The following is a 14,531-nucleotide window of genomic DNA, read 5'->3' as shown; positions in this document are numbered from 1 at the left end:
TCAAGAAACCATTACGGTGCCGTCGCAGGCTCGGCACTGGCATCGCGACGGCGACGCTGTAACAACACGATGCCACCAAAAACCACAAAGGCCGGAATCCACATCAATTCCTTGGGCCATGTGTCGACCGGTGCGAATACTTCAACGATTTCCTGGTCGAACTCAAATCCCAGATCTTGAGCCTGACTGCCGTACTGAACCATGTCGACGATCGCTCGGTCATCCTCATGGAGCAGTTGCATGCCCAGCTTGTCCAGGCGCTCCTGTCCCGTTTCGCCTTCCGGTACGGGGAGCAGTACATAGGTTTCCATCGGCGCACCGAAGTCATCGGTACCCACGATTCTGACTCTCAGATTGCTATCGTCGTCGACCTGGTCCAGCGCCTGCACCAGTTCACTTCCTGGCATCGTTTCATAGGGATCGTGAATGCGATCCATCCAGAATCCGGGCCGAAACAGTGTGAAGGCAACCAACAACAGCAGCAGGCTTTCATACCAGCGGTTCCTGGTCAGCAGAAACCCTTGTGTCGCCGCCGCAAAGATCAGCATGGCTACCGTCGCAACGACGAATACCAGTATCCCCTCGAACACGGAGACATCGATCAACAGGAGATCGTTGTTGAAAATGAACAGGAAGGGCAAGGCGGCCGTACGCAAGCTGTAATAGAACGCCTGAAACCCGGTACGCAATGGTTCACCACCGGAGACCGCCGCCGCGGCGAACGATGCCAACCCCACCGGCGGCGTTACATCCGCCATGATGCCGAAATAGAACACGAACAAGTGCACCGCGATCAGTGGTACCAGCAGGCCATTCTGCTCACCCAGTTGAACGACGACCGGTGCCAGCAGTGCCGATACCACGATATAGTTTGCCGTCGTCGGCAGGCCCATCCCGAGAATCAGGCTAAGTATGGCGGTAAACAGCAGTATCAGCAGCAGATTGCCCATCGACAGGGTCTCGACGACATCCGCCAGTACCAGCCCGACGCCGGTCTGCGATACCGCCCCCACGATAATCCCGGCCGTCGCGGTCGCGATACCGATGCCGATCATGTTACGGGCACCGGTGACCAGGCCGTTCCAGAGATCCATCAAACCTTCCTTGATGTCTTCTGCCGGTCGGCTCCGTTTACGGAAGAGTGCGGTAATCGGTCGTTGGGTCACGATAATGAAAATCATGAACACTGTGGCCCAGAAAGCTGACAGCCCCGGCGACAACCGTTCCACCATCAAGCACCACACCAACACGATGACCGGGAGTATGTAGTGCAGCCCCACCATGACGGTGGGTCGAGTCTGCGGCAGTTCGATCACCTCGGAGGTGGAATCATCCAGTTCCAGCTCAGGGTAGCCGGAACCCACCCGAAGCAGGGAGACGTACACCCCGAATAGCAACAATCCAACCACCCAGATGGTCAGGTCACCCAGAATCGGCTTTAGCCAGCCCAGCCCGTAATAGACCGCGAATGCCACTCCCATGAGCAGCAATAATCCCCCCAGGAAACCGATTGCTTTATGCAAGAACGGCTTATAGGGATTGTTCGACGGCAGACCTTTCATATCGGCCTTCAAGGCTTCTAGGTGAACGATATAGATCAGAGCAATGTAGGAGATAAGTGCGGGAAGGAAGGCATGCTTGATGACTTCCACATAGGAAATGCCGACATATTCGACCATCAAGAAGGCCGCTGCCCCCATGACGGGCGGCATGATCTGACCATTGACCGAGGAGGCGACCTCCACCGCTCCGGCTTTTTCAGCCGAGAAACCGACTCGCTTCATCATCGGTATGGTGAAGGTACCGGTCGTCACTGTATTGGCGATCGATGATCCCGATATCAGCCCCGTCATGCCGGAAGCCACGACAGCCGCCTTGGCGGGCCCTCCTTTATAGTGACCCAACAGCGAAAATGCGACCTTGATGAAATAGTTTCCGGCCCCCGCCTTATCGAGCAAGGCACCAAACAATACGAACAGAAAAACGAAACTCGTCGAGACCCCCAAGGCAATCCCGAAGACACCTTGCGTCGTCAACCACTGGTGATTGATCAGACCGTAAAAGCTGACACCGCCATGAGCGAGAATGCCTGGCATATAAGGGCCGGCCAGCGTATAAATGATGAACACCGACGCCACGATCATCAGTGGCGGCCCCAGCGCACGACGGGTCGCTTCGAGGAGCAGCAGGATTCCCACGATGCCGACGATGACGTCCTGAAGCAGGGGCGCTCCAGGGCGTTCGGCTAACTGCGCATAAAAGAGAAACAGGTAAGCACCGCAGAACGTGGCCACCAGGGCCAATATCCAATCTTGTAACGGTATGCGGTCTCGGGGAGAGCGTTTCAATGCAGGATAGGCGGTATACGCCAGGAACAGTGCAAACGCCAAATGGATGGAACGGGCCTGAGTGGCGTTGACGGAACCGAATCCAAGAATGAACGGCAAAGGCGAGGCGATCCAGAGTTGAAACAACGACCAGACCGTCGCGACTCCGACCAGGATCTTGCCTGGCATACCTGCCGGTTTGCGTGAACCGCTATCAGAGGATGAGACCAACTCCTCAAGTTCATTATCTGACGTTCTCGCTTCATCGCTCATCGCATTATCCTGTCTACCAGTCACCGTCGAACCAGTGATGCCACGTACATGCCCCCCCATCAGAAACCACGATGCGCGGCCTCCCGGACAGGAGCACCGCGCATCTTGTCACGGAAGAGGAGGCTCTTCCTTAAGCGACGATCACTCGTCGTCCAACCAGCCACGTTCCTCGTAATAACGCTTGGCGCCCTCGTGGAGCGGTGCTGACAGGCCTTGCGAGATCATCTCCTGCTCATCGAGATTTTCGAAGGCAGGATGCAATTGCTTGAAGCGATCGAAGTTATCGAACACGGTCTTCACGGTTTCGTAGACGACATCGTCATCGACATCCGCGCGAGTCACCAATGTCGCTGCGACACCGAAGGTAGTCACGTCTTCGGGATTACCCTCGTAAAGCCCACCAGGAATGACCGACTGAGAGTAGTAGGGGTACTCATCGATCAATCCCTGAATCTCTTCATTGTCCAACGGAATCAGACGCGAATCGACGGTCGTGGTCGCTTCCTGAATGGAGCCGTTTGGATGACCGACGACATACACCATGGCATCAATGTTGTTGTCTGCCAGTGCCGCAGCTTGCTCAGCGGCTTCCAACTGCTCAGCACGGGCGAACGTATCGGTGGTCCATCCCATGGCATCCATGACGACTTCCATGGTATTGCGTTGCCCGGACCCCGGGTTACCGATATTGACTCGCTTGTCAGCGAGATCTTCGAGCGTTTCGATGCCAGAGTCGGCGCGGGCCAGTACCGTTAACGGTTCGCCATGAATCTTGAAGATCGCACGCAGGTCTTCATAGGCCCCATCATCCTCGAACTGGCCTTCGCCGTTGTATGCCTGATACTGGACATCGGACTGAGCCACCCCCAGTTCCAGTTCACCTGACTTGATGCCATTGATATTCGCGACGGACCCGCCGGTGGATGGAGCATTGCAGCGAATATTGTGTTCATCGTTGCCGCGATTGACCAGACGACAGACCGACTGGCCAACCACATAATACACCCCGGTCTGCCCTCCGGTGCCAATGGTGATGTATTGCTCTTCTTCCTCTGCCATCGCTGGAGACGCAAAAGACGCGGCACCGATGATGGCGCTCGTCAAGGCAGTTGCGGTGAAGACGTGGCGTTTCATTGAAGACACCTCTTTGATGTTGTTTGTCCCTGACTCCAGCCCTCTTATTGTCATGGCTGGATCACAACCCACTAGTATTGCAATTTATGACATTCGTCATCCACTACTTTAGTGAATTCAGCAGGAAGCGTCCTTTACCCATTCACTTTTCATGTACCCTCAAGCCTAGTCCCTAATCAACGTTTAGGGAGCGTTAATTTGCGTAACATTGAATATGGTGTCCAACCCGCCAAACGAGCTACCCGCTCAGCGAAGAACAAGAGCCGGCCCTCGGCCCCCATACCGACAATGCTCTGCGACTGCTAGGCTGGTAAACAGGTCAATATCAGGAGGGATGCCGAGATGAAAACGCCCTTCGCGATCGAGTGCATCCAGGGTGATATCGCTCGCCAGGATGGGTTCGATGCCGTCGTCAATGCCGCCAATGCCGAACTTCAGATAGGCGGCGGTGTCGCGGGAGCGATACACCGTACGGCCGGTCCCGGCCTTGCCGAAGAGTGCCGCCCATTGGCGCCGATCCATCCCGGCCAGGCCGTGATCACCGGTGCCCACCAACTACCCAATCGCTACGTCATCCATTGCCTGGGACCGGTCTATGGTGTCGATGAACCGGCAGACGCTCTGCTTGCCGACTGCTATCGCCATGCCATTGAACTGGCCGAACAGTATGGCATCGAATCCCTCGCGTTCCCTTCTCTCTCGACCGGTGCCTTTGGATACCCCATGGCGGAAGCGGCGCGTATCGCTCTCGCGACAGTGATGAAAGCCAGCGACGGCTGTCACCAGCTCAAACAGGTACGCTTCGTCCTGTTCAATGAACGCGACACCGAATTGCATCGCAAGACCCTAGCCAATTTGCAGCACCACGATACCCACGGTTAACCACCGACGTTGTATCCCAATACACGAGGCAACCACAGTGCAATCTCGGGAAACACGGCCACCATCGCCAACGCCGCTCCCATGGCGACGACGAACACCAATGCCCAGCCCACAGTCTGTTCCAGCCGCACCCGGGCGATTTCTGTCGTCACCATCAGGTTCACCGCCACGGGCGGCGTGAATTGACCGATGGCGATGTTCATCGCCATCAGAATGCCGAACCAGACTGGATTCCAGCCGAAGTGCTGCATGACCGGTATTAGAATCGGCATCATGATCAGGTAGATCGAGATGGCATCCAGTAACATGCCGGCCGCCAAGACCCCCAGCATGATCAGTACCAGCAACAAGGTGCCATTGTCGGATAACGCAATGATCCACTCGGCCAGCGACCGAAAGGTTCCTAGTGTCGTCCCGGCCCATGCGAAGATACCGGCCAACGCGATGATCATCATGACGACACCGGTGATCACGGCCGCTTCACCGATCAGGTGCCACAACTCACGCAAATCCAGTTCGCGTGTCACGAACACGCCGATCAAGATGCCATAGGTTACCGCCGCCACCGCCGCCTCCGTGGGGGTAAACAAACCGCTACGCAAGCCTCCAAGGATCAGCACTGGCGCGAACAAGGCCGGCAAGGCCAGCTTGAAGCTCTGTCCTAATGGAGGACGGTCGACGATCTCCGGCGCTTCCCAGCGATAACGTCGAGACAACCAGAACGATGGCGCCAGCAGAGCCAAACCGGCCAGCAAGCCGGGAAACAACCCCGCGGCGAACAGTGCGCGCAGATCGACTCCCGGCACGACGATGGAATAGAGAATCAACGCCACCGAGGGAGGAATCAGAATCGCCGTGGATGCCGACGCGGCGATCAACGTCGCCGAAAAGGGTCTCGGGTAGCCCGCCTTGGTCATGCTGGGCAGCATGACCATCGCGACCGCGGCAGCGTCCGCGGGTCCGGAACCGCTCATGCCTCCCATGACCATGCATACCAGGACGGCGACCAGCGCCAGACCTCCATGACGCGGCCCGATCACTGCCTGTGCAAATTGCACCAATCGACTCGCGACTCCCGCGCGCTCGAACACCAGCCCCGTGAGAATGAATAGCGGAATGGCAATCAAGGGGTACTTGGCTACGCTGTTGTAGGTGTTGGTGCCCAGCGTTGCCAACATGTGGGGCGGCAACCCCGCCAGGATACCGATAGCGCCGGACAAGGCCAGCGAAAACGCCACCGGGACCCCTGCGATCAACAACCCCACGAACGCCAGCAGCATCCACAGATCAGGACTCATCGTCGAGTCTCCCCTTGAGGCGATCGAGGGTCTGTTGAGTCAATCGCAACAGCATGAGCATCGATAGTATCGGCAACCAGACGATGTACCACCACTGAGGCAACCCCAAGCCCGGTGAACGCGAGCCCCACTGATATTCCTGCCAGGTCAGTTTGCCACCGAACCATAGAATCAACCCCAGCACGATGACACCCGCGGCCCATTGCAGGACGATCAGGACACGCTTGGGACCGTCGGGAAGAGCACGCTCCAGCAGACCGATACGTATATGCCCATTGCGACGCAGCGCCACCGACGCCCCCGCGAACGTCACTACCACCAGCAGGAATACCGAGAACTCCTCGGTGAATGCGAATGATCCGCCGGTAAGATAGCGCACCACGACATTGGCCAGGCTGATCACCGCGATGATCAGCAACGCCAACGTCGCCAGCACTCGCTCAAGGCGAGCATCAGGTAGAGATTTCATGGTTTTCTCGATCCGAAGGACATACCAGCCTCCTGCATGAGGAGACCGGTATGGATATGAAACGTCAGCGGTTGTCGATCGACTCGCGAGCGGCCTTCACCAGTTCCGCGCCGATTTCCGGCGTCCATTCGTCATAGACGTCATCAGTCGCCTCGACGAAGGCTTCACGCTGTTCCTCGCTAAGCTCGACGACCTCGACGCCTCGTTCCTTGATCGAGTCCAGTCGTTCGCTCTCTTCGGCGCGCGTTTTCTCGATTTCCCACTGCCCGGCATCGATCGCTGCCTGGCGAACCAATTCTCGCTCCTCGTCGGAGAACGACTGCCAGACACGCTCGCTCACTGCAAAGATCAATGGGTCATTCATGTAATTCCAGCGTGTCAGATACATCTGTTCGGCTTGATCGATACGCGCCACATCGAAGACCGACAACGGATTTTCCTGCCCGTCGACGGCGCCGGTCGTCAACGCTGGCTTGGCATCCGCCCAACTCATCTGGGTCGGATTGGCGCCCAAGGCCTCGAACGTATCCTGAAATAGCGGCGAACCCACTACCCGGATCTTCAGGCCTTCGAGATCGGCGGGTTCATCGACCGGGCCGCTCGAATTGGATAATTGGCGGAAACCGTTTTCGCCCCAAGCCAACGGCACCACACCGTTCGACTCGATGGCATCGAAGATCATTGCGCCGGCCTCGCCGCCGGTCACGGCATCCACAGCTTCGTAATCCGGCATCAGGAAGGGCAGCGAAAAGAGGTTGAGCTCCGGCACTTGCGGTGACCAATTGATGGTCGATCCGACCGCCATATCGATCAATCCGGAACGCATGGCCGAGAACTCACGGGTCTGATCGCCATTGACCAGTTGCGAATCCGGGTAGACCCGCATGGTTATCTCGCCATCGGAACGCTCCTCGACCAATTCAGTCCATTTCTGAGCCGCCTCCCCCCAAGGGAAAGCATCCGACAGCACGGTAGAAACGGAATATTCACGTGCTTGTGAACTGAGAGCGGCAGTGCACATCACTACTGCACCGGCCAGAGTGGCGGCGCGACGAAAAAAAAGGTATCTACTTTTCATGGCGTGTCCTTGAATGCGTTCACCCGACCTACGGTCGGTGCTTATTGGTATCGAGACGGAATCCATGGATTCCCTACCGCATTGTAAGGGGACGCGCGTTGAAGGGAAGGGGCAAAGGAAAACGGCACTTGATACACTGACATCGTTTATCCAGCACATCACACGATAATGGTTCTTGTGCGCTGATGGACTCTGTCCGCGCTCGACACTCGAAACTATTGATGTTCCTTCAAGAGCGAACTGATGGCTCGGTTCGCTTGAACAAATGCATCTGCAGCCGAACGCTCGGGGCTTACTGCGCACAGTAAGCCCCGTGTGACTCAGGCTCCCGTTTCGGCGTAATCCCTGATGGCTCGGGCATCACGCAATGCCCGCGCCCACCAATCAAGACGATTCAACATCGTTGTCATACTGCGTTCAGCACGCTCCGAATGCACGGGCTGTCCCTGCTGATTGAACTGATCCCATACATTGGGAAACATGATGCCGTCACGTATCCCTACCGCGTGCAGTTCAGCGAACACCGCTCTCAGATGTTCAACCGACCTGATGCCCCCCGACGCTCCGCCATAAGAAACAAAGGCCACCGGTTTTGCCTGCCATTCGGCATAGAAGGTATCAATCAATTCCTTGAGGGCCGCTGGGTAAGAGTGGTTGTACTCAGGGGTTACCACGACAAAGGCATCTGCCGACGCGAGTTGCCGAGCCAAAACCGACCTGGTCACATTCTCGGCGGGGTCAATGAGATCCAGTACATAGCCATCTCGGGCACGAACCTGCTCTACGACCCAGTTGCCCACAGTATCGCAGAATCGCCCTTCCCGAACGCTACCGTAAATGACAGCAAGTTTGATACGAGTCTTCATACGTCATGTCCTCTTCAAGTGGCAAAAGACACGACTCGTTATAAAACCTAAAGCAATATTGAGGTAAAGCCAAATTCCTATCATGGTCTTGATGCATTCTGCCTATGAGTTGCCAGTGACGCTTGCCGAGCCAATCATTACCTGAGGATCATCAAGCGAATTCCTCACCTGATCTATCCTGATGACTCAGCTTGCCCGATGGATGAACCGTTGCCATATCAGGCACGAAACATCGTTCACACCGAGGAGAGACGCCATGACTGCCGAACTAATTCTATATACGAACCCCATGTCGCGAGGCCGCATTGTGCGTTGGATGCTCGAGGAGATTAGGGCCGACTACCGGGTCGAGGTGATCGAATACGGCCCACCAATGAAGACGCCGGAATATCTTGCACTCAATCCAATGGGGAAGGTTCCTGTCATTCGTCATGGCCGGACCGTCGTCACCGAGTGTGCAGCCATTTGCGCCTACCTGGCGGATGCGTTTCCCGAGGCCGAAATGGCACCGCCGCTTGATGACCGGGGGGCTTACTACCGCTGGTTATTTTTCGCCGCCGGACCATTGGAAGCCGCGGTTGGTGATCGCTATCTGGGGCTGGAACCGAACGCCGAACAACAGGGGCGGGTCGGCTATGGCAACTACGCCTCGGTGATCGAGACTCTGGAACATGCGGTTAGCCGGACCCCCTACATTGCCGGCGAACGCTTCTCGGCAGCCGATGTCTATGTCGGTGCGCATATCGGCTGGGGCCTGACGTTCGGTACCGTCGAGGACCGCCCGGCATTTCGTGACTACTGGGCACGGATCAGTGACCGTGATGCCTATCGCCGCGCCACCGAACTGGATGATGACGCGATGCAGTGACATCAGCCAGCCAATGTGCCAAGTATGCTTGACATACTGCCTATGCCAAGCATACTTGTCATATGCTCAATCACGTTCGCGCCTTGCGTAAAAAGCACGGTATGACCCAAGCGGCCCTGGCCGAGGCCATGGGGGTGTCTCGCAATACCATCAACTCTATCGAAGTCGGCCGTTACGTGCCTTCGCTACCACTCGCACTCTGCCTGGCACGATTCTTCGGTAAGCCCGTCGAGGAGGTATTCGATGATCAGCATGAACAGAGCTCCTCACACAACCTCTGAAGACACTCGGCATCGCCCTTTGTTGGTTCCCCTGACCAGCGTGATACTGGGGATCGCCATGTTCCTGACTGCCTGGCTGGCAGCCGAGGCCCCGGGAATCGGTTCGGCCATGCTGCTCATCATGCTGATCTATGCCAGTATCATGCGCTTTGGGCAACGCTTCGAGTCCATACAGTTACTGAGTCACGATCAACCACTGGACGAACGGCATGGCTTGATTCAGCTCCGCGCACTGGCCATCGCTTATGTAGCCGTTCTAACCGTTGCACTGGCAGGCTTCTTCTGGGAAATCACGCAGGGCGAACCTGGTGCTTTCACCCTCCTATGTTTTATCGGTGGCGCCACCCAGATCCTCGCGACCGTGATATTGCGTCGGCAACTATAGACCAGGCACCGCCTCAGGCTGCTTCAGGAGGATTCCTCAATGAACCATGAAACCATCAATCTTGCCGACAAGCTCAGCCGCTTTTCAGAGCATTGGTCACCTCGTGTGATTGCCGAAATGAATGACTATCAGTTCAAACTCGCCAAACTCAAGGGAGAGTTCGTATGGCATGACCATACCGATACGGATGAAGTGTTCATCGTCATCAAGGGAACGATGCACATCGAGTTCCGCGATGGTCTCATCCAGCTCAGTGAAGGCGATATGTATGTCGTGCCAAGAGGCGTGGAACATAAACCCTGCGCAGCCGAAGAGTGCCATGTGCTGCTTGTCGAGCCGCGTGGCGTCGTCAATACGGGTCAGGCTGGCGGGGAACTCCTGGCTGAGAATGACGTATGGGTGTAACCCCACTCGCCACGAGATTGCCGGCTAGCGACCCTCAGGCATGGGTGCCGCCTCGACCATGCATATCCCGAAACGCCTCAAGTACATATCCCAGCAGTGCCTCACTGGCTTGGCCGCCGCGTTTCACCAGCTCCAACTGATAATCGCCAAGCGGTGGCAACAGGTCTCTGTCCAGTTTGCGCAGTGGCGGCTTGATCAGACTCTGGGGAAAAGGGGCCACCGCGAGATCGGCCAGCATGGCGGCCTCCTGTCCGGCACAGTGCTCGCAAGTGTACGCGACCCGATAGTCGATATCGGCGCGATCGAGAGCATCAAGCGCCATGCCGCGCCAGGCGCAACCATGATTCGCCAGCGCCACCGGGAGTGGTGAGCGCCGGGCGGCAAGCCCTCCATCGCGCCCAGCCCAAACAAGCGGTTCGCTATGCACCTTGTCACCACGCGCCGGCTGCCCCCTGTTGCCTGCCGTGATCAGTGCCAGGTCGAGTTCACCGGCATCCAGGCGCGACAGCATGTCCGCGCTACTGCCTACCATGACATCGACCTGAACCGCCGGATGCGTCCGCGCGAACTGTGCCAGGACATTGGGAAGAATGCGAGTTCCCACATCATCGGTGGTGCCAAACCCGATCCGTCCCTCCACCGACGGTGCCAGAAACTGCGTCACGGCCTCTTCATTGAGTTTCAGCAGCCTGCGTCCATAACCGAGCAACACTTCGCCTTCCGCAGTCAGTCGTACCTGACGCGCTTCACGTACGAATAACGATTGCCCCAACGTATCTTCCAACCGTTTGATCTGCATGCTCAAAGCCGACGGTGTGCGAAACACTTGACGAGCAGCACGGGTAAAGCTCCCGCTCTCGGCGATCGTTACGAACGTCCTTAGCACATCGGTATCCAGCAGCGGCAACGGCGAATTGCTGGTCGTCAAGGAAGAGTGCGTCGTCATGGTCGATACCGTTAAACAAAATTGAATTTACAATGTAGACCTTTTCGTTTGATTGATCAAAAAGCCAGGACCATGATGTTCCTCAGAGGTCGCGACCCTCCATCCAGCACAACGCAGTCACCGGTAACCGTACGCGAAGAGGTTACCCGCATGGAGGTGTGAAATGAGTCAATATGAACCGATGCGCCGCTTGCACCTGGTTGCCGACAAGCCGAGACAACCGCCCGAACCGGATTTCTACATGCCGGCCATGCCACCATTGAAATTGATCAGCAAGCTGGAGCACTGGTGGCGCATGTATCGTCGTCGACGCCAATTCCGGCAGCGTTTTCTGCCACTATTGGCACACGACGATCATGTCCTCGAGGATATCGGTCATCATCGTGGCGATATTCTGTGGGCGTCACGTCTACCGCTAGACTTCGATGCCTTGCGCGTCTTGAGTGAGTGCCGTGAACTACGCAAGACAGATCCGCGCCTGCTCCCCGGGTCCATATCGAACTGAAAATGCAGGACGCCTGGCTCACACGGTCAGGCGTCCGCTGGTCATGCAAGACCGTGGATAACGTTCAGCCTGGAGCTGAAGGCGACGTTGAAAGCATCATACGTTCCATGACCGCCTCAGCGACAAAGGTCATGAATGCCTGAATGCGCGCCACACGACGCAAGTCGGGGTGCGTCAACAGCCACAAATCGGTCGTCAGTTCCGGAATCGGTGCACCGATCCGCACCATGGACGAATCCTCGTCAGCGAGATAGCAAGGTAGAATCGCTTGCCCCAGACCGTCACGAACCGCTGCCTGCATTCCCAGCATGGTATCGACGCGGTAATGGCATCGATCATTGACGCCGGAGCCCTTCATCCAGGCTTCCAGTGCTGCATAGCCAAGATGTCGATCCGGTCCGATCCAGCCGATGTCGTCTGTATCACTGTCTACTGGCGCATAGATGGCCTGAGCAATAGCACCGATCCGACGCCCCACCAGATGATCTGGCGGAGCCGGAGAAGGACGTATGGCGATGTCGGCATCGCGTTGAGACAGGTTATACAGTTGGTTGGACACCGCAACTTCAAGCACGATGTCCGGATGCGACTGCCGAAAGGCTGCCAAAACCGGTGAGAGAAGTCCCATCAGCAGCGTGTCGGTCGTTGTCACGCGCAATGTGCCGTACAGTCGAGAATCACGCCCCACGATGCGGCGCTCGACATCCAATACGTCGATCTCGACTCGCCGAGCCGTGCCTGCCAGTTCTTCACCCGCTGCAGTTGGCACATATCCGCTACGCAGACGTTCGAACAGCCTGACCCCCAAGCGTTCTTCAATGGCATTGAGCCGCCGAAATAACGTGGCATGACTGGCTCTCAAGCGACGCCCCGCACCGGAAAGCGAGCCCGCTTCGGCAATGGCCAACACCACTTTCAGGTCATCCCAATGAAGGCCTTGTTCATTCATGCAAAGTTCACTGTCTTGTTTAGGGAATACCGTTTCACTAATGGAAAGCCTAGCCTGATAGTCCTCAATGCGACACCACGAGGACGACCCTCATGAACACGTTGATCGTTTTTAGCCACCCTGAGCCGCAATCCTTCAATGGCGAGCTGAAAAACATCGCTATCGAGACGTTGCAATGCCTCGGCCATAGCGTGGAAGTCTCGGATCTCTACGCTGAGAACTTTGACCCGGTCGAGCGGCCCTCGCATTTCCCTGACCGCAGCGTCGTGGATACCTTTCAGCCATTGACCGAACAGCGCCAGGCATTCCAACGCCAGACTCTGCCCACTGACGTTCAGCGCGAGCTCGCTCGCTTGGAACGGGCCGACCTGGTCATCCTGCAGTTTCCCTTGTGGTGGCACAGCTTACCGGCGATGCTCAAAGGCTGGTTTGATCGCGTCATGGTCTATGGTGGCGTCTATTCAGGCAGCATGCGCTATGATCGCGGCTATTTTCGCGGTAAGCGAGCGATCTGTGCGGTCACTACCGGCTCTCCGGCCGCGGCATTTTCTCCTCACGGCCGCGGAGGCGATATGGCCAAGTTGATGTGGCCGATGCACTGCTCGCTCTATTATCTGGGTATGGACGTGCTAGCCCCACAGGTGATTCATGGCGTGCAAGGAGGAGAACTCAGCTATCAGAACGAGACCGAATTCCGCCATCGCTTGAAGCAAGAAACATCGAACTGGGCTGACCGCTTGACCCACCTGACCTCAGACGCCCCGATTCCTTTCAGCGGCTGGGCCGACTGGGATGACAACGGCGTGCTCAAGGCCGAGCATCCGCTCGCTTGGCGCTGATCGGCTTCAGATAGACGTGACGGGCGCCGTACTCGCGCGGACGACCAGTTCATAGGGCAGTACAGTGTGAGCCGGTACCGGCGTTTTGCCTTTCAGCACCTCGATCAGCATGGCCACGGCCTCTCGGCCGAATGCTTCGGCAGGCTGAGAAATGGTCGTCAACGGCGGATCGCTATAGGAAGCGAAAGCAATGTCGTCGAACCCCGCCACCGAGATATCGCCAGGCACCGATAATCCCGACTGCTTGATACGCTGGATCGCGCCGATGGCCATTTCGTCACTCTCACAGAAAATAGCCGTCGGCCGATCCTTCCGGGTGGCAAGTTCACCCGCGGCCTCGAAACCTGACTTCGGCGTGAAGTCCCCCGGATAGATCCAGCTTTCATCGGGGACGAGGCCGGCGGCGAGTAATGCATCCCGATAGCCTGCGACACGATCGCGGGTCAACGGGCTTCGTCTCGGCCCCTTGATCATACCGATGCGACGGTGACCGAGCGCTATCAGATGATCGGTCAGGCAGCGCGCTGCCGCGCGGTTGTCCAGTGTCACCGTCGGACAGGGCGGTTCGTCGAGCACTTCACACGCATTGACCATCGGTAACGGGTCACCTTTCCCGAGGCTAGTATTGGCAAAGGGGTTATAAGCGCGTAACTGGATCACCCCATCAGCCTGGCGCGTTGTCACCATCCGCGCATAGGCCTCCTCAGCCGCTTCCTCGCCTAGGGTATTGCAGAGCAGGACTCGGTAATCCTGCCGATGTGCCGCTTCCTGAATACCACTGATGACTCGCGCAAAAAACGTATTGGCAACGGTTGGTACCAGCACAACCAGGTTTCGAGTCCGACGCGAGCGGAACTGTACTGCGATCATGTTGGGTTCATAGCCCGCCGCTTCGACCGCTTCGAGAACTTTCGCGCGCGTCTTGGGAGTCACGACATCCGGTAACTTCAGTGTGCGCGAAACGGTTGCAACGGAAACGCCTGCTAGTTCAGCGACCTTGCGTATGGTGGTCATGATGTGTGATCT

16 protein-coding genes are annotated in these 14,531 nt (G+C 57.1%); 7 read left to right on the top strand and 9 right to left on the bottom strand.

The genetic code is table 11. The annotated features are described in order from the left end of the window. Positions 1-11 precede the first annotated feature (11 nt). Together FVV99_RS05170 and FVV99_RS05165 are read right to left on the bottom strand one after the other, a co-directional pair. The gene (locus tag FVV99_RS05170; protein ID WP_148252961.1) at positions 12-2,600 is read right to left on the bottom strand and encodes a TRAP transporter permease; all 2,589 of its coding nucleotides are present in this window, start codon (positions 2,598-2,600) and stop codon (positions 12-14) included. Between the two features lie 141 nt (positions 2,601-2,741). Further along, positions 2,742-3,734: a TAXI family TRAP transporter solute-binding subunit gene (locus FVV99_RS05165; RefSeq protein WP_148252960.1), complete on the bottom strand. Its 993-nt coding sequence runs from the start codon at positions 3,732-3,734 to the stop codon at positions 2,742-2,744. 342 nt (positions 3,735-4,076) lie between these two features. Here FVV99_RS05165 and FVV99_RS05160 point away from each other — a divergent pair, with 342 nt between their 5' ends. Further along, complete coding sequence (locus FVV99_RS05160) at positions 4,077-4,616, top strand: macro domain-containing protein (protein ID WP_148252959.1); 540 nt, start codon at positions 4,077-4,079, stop codon at positions 4,614-4,616. Here FVV99_RS05160 and FVV99_RS05155 read toward each other — a convergent pair. The 4 genes from FVV99_RS05155 to FVV99_RS05140 form a co-directional block, all read right to left on the bottom strand. Further along, positions 4,613-5,914 (bottom strand): TRAP transporter large permease, encoded by a 1,302-nt coding sequence (locus FVV99_RS05155; RefSeq protein WP_148252958.1) that lies wholly within the window; start codon positions 5,912-5,914, stop codon positions 4,613-4,615. The two genes, FVV99_RS05160 and FVV99_RS05155, sit on opposite strands and share 4 nt — an antisense overlap. Continuing rightward, positions 5,904-6,383, bottom strand: a complete 480-nt coding sequence (locus tag FVV99_RS05150; protein ID WP_148252957.1) for a TRAP transporter small permease — start codon at positions 6,381-6,383, stop codon at positions 5,904-5,906. The genes FVV99_RS05155 and FVV99_RS05150 overlap by 11 nt, the downstream gene beginning before the upstream one ends. A gap of 64 nt (positions 6,384-6,447) precedes the next feature. Next, entirely contained in the window at positions 6,448-7,461 is a 1,014-nt protein-coding gene (gene dctP, locus FVV99_RS05145; RefSeq protein ID WP_148252956.1) for a TRAP transporter substrate-binding protein DctP, read from the bottom strand. Between the two features lie 320 nt (positions 7,462-7,781). After that, a complete protein-coding gene (locus tag FVV99_RS05140; RefSeq protein ID WP_148252955.1) occupies positions 7,782-8,327 on the bottom strand; it encodes an NADPH-dependent FMN reductase in 546 nt (181 codons plus the stop codon). Positions 8,328-8,583: 256 nt separating this feature from the next. Here FVV99_RS05140 and FVV99_RS05135 point away from each other — a divergent pair, with 256 nt between their 5' ends. The 4 genes from FVV99_RS05135 (at position 8,584) to FVV99_RS05120 (ending at position 10,266) form a co-directional block, all read left to right on the top strand. Further along, positions 8,584-9,195 carry a glutathione S-transferase family protein gene (locus FVV99_RS05135; RefSeq protein ID WP_148252954.1) on the top strand — a complete coding sequence of 204 codons (612 nt, stop codon included), beginning with the start codon at positions 8,584-8,586 and terminating at the stop codon, positions 9,193-9,195. A gap of 62 nt (positions 9,196-9,257) precedes the next feature. Then, complete coding sequence (locus tag FVV99_RS05130; RefSeq protein ID WP_148252953.1) at positions 9,258-9,476, top strand: helix-turn-helix transcriptional regulator; 219 nt, start codon at positions 9,258-9,260, stop codon at positions 9,474-9,476. Beyond that, on the top strand, positions 9,439-9,861 hold the full coding sequence (locus tag FVV99_RS05125) for a hypothetical protein (protein WP_161598961.1): 423 nt from the start codon (positions 9,439-9,441) through the stop codon (positions 9,859-9,861). Before FVV99_RS05130 ends, FVV99_RS05125 begins: the two co-directional genes overlap by 38 nt. 39 nt (positions 9,862-9,900) lie before the next feature. Next, positions 9,901-10,266 carry a cupin domain-containing protein gene (locus FVV99_RS05120; RefSeq protein ID WP_148252951.1) on the top strand — a complete coding sequence of 122 codons (366 nt, stop codon included), beginning with the start codon at positions 9,901-9,903 and terminating at the stop codon, positions 10,264-10,266. 34 nt (positions 10,267-10,300) lie between these two features. Here the strand turns inward: FVV99_RS05120 and FVV99_RS05115 are convergent, their stop codons facing one another. Continuing rightward, positions 10,301-11,212, bottom strand: a complete 912-nt coding sequence (locus FVV99_RS05115; RefSeq protein WP_148252950.1) for a LysR substrate-binding domain-containing protein — start codon at positions 11,210-11,212, stop codon at positions 10,301-10,303. A 163-nt stretch (positions 11,213-11,375) separates the two neighbouring features. Between FVV99_RS05115 and FVV99_RS05110 the strand changes: the two genes are divergently transcribed. Beyond that, positions 11,376-11,717, top strand: coding sequence for a hypothetical protein (locus tag FVV99_RS05110; RefSeq protein ID WP_148252949.1), 342 nt, complete (start codon positions 11,376-11,378; stop codon positions 11,715-11,717). 64 nt (positions 11,718-11,781) lie between these two features. On the opposite strand, the gene FVV99_RS05105 is transcribed toward FVV99_RS05110, so the two are convergent. Continuing rightward, positions 11,782-12,666, bottom strand: a complete 885-nt coding sequence (locus FVV99_RS05105; protein WP_148252948.1) for a LysR family transcriptional regulator — start codon at positions 12,664-12,666, stop codon at positions 11,782-11,784. A gap of 92 nt (positions 12,667-12,758) precedes the next feature. Here FVV99_RS05105 and FVV99_RS05100 point away from each other — a divergent pair, with 92 nt between their 5' ends. Then, positions 12,759-13,505 (top strand): NAD(P)H-dependent oxidoreductase, encoded by a 747-nt coding sequence (locus FVV99_RS05100; RefSeq protein ID WP_148252947.1) that lies wholly within the window; start codon positions 12,759-12,761, stop codon positions 13,503-13,505. A gap of 6 nt (positions 13,506-13,511) precedes the next feature. Here FVV99_RS05100 and FVV99_RS05095 read toward each other — a convergent pair whose 3' ends face one another. Continuing rightward, positions 13,512-14,519 (bottom strand): LacI family DNA-binding transcriptional regulator, encoded by a 1,008-nt coding sequence (locus tag FVV99_RS05095; protein ID WP_148252946.1) that lies wholly within the window; start codon positions 14,517-14,519, stop codon positions 13,512-13,514. Positions 14,520-14,531 lie beyond the last annotated feature (12 nt).

Origin of the sequence: Aidingimonas lacisalsi, assembly GCF_008079445.1 — a bacterium.
GTDB lineage: Bacteria > Pseudomonadota > Gammaproteobacteria > Pseudomonadales > Halomonadaceae > Aidingimonas > Aidingimonas lacisalsi.
This window is presented reverse-complemented; position numbering and strand designations above follow the sequence as displayed.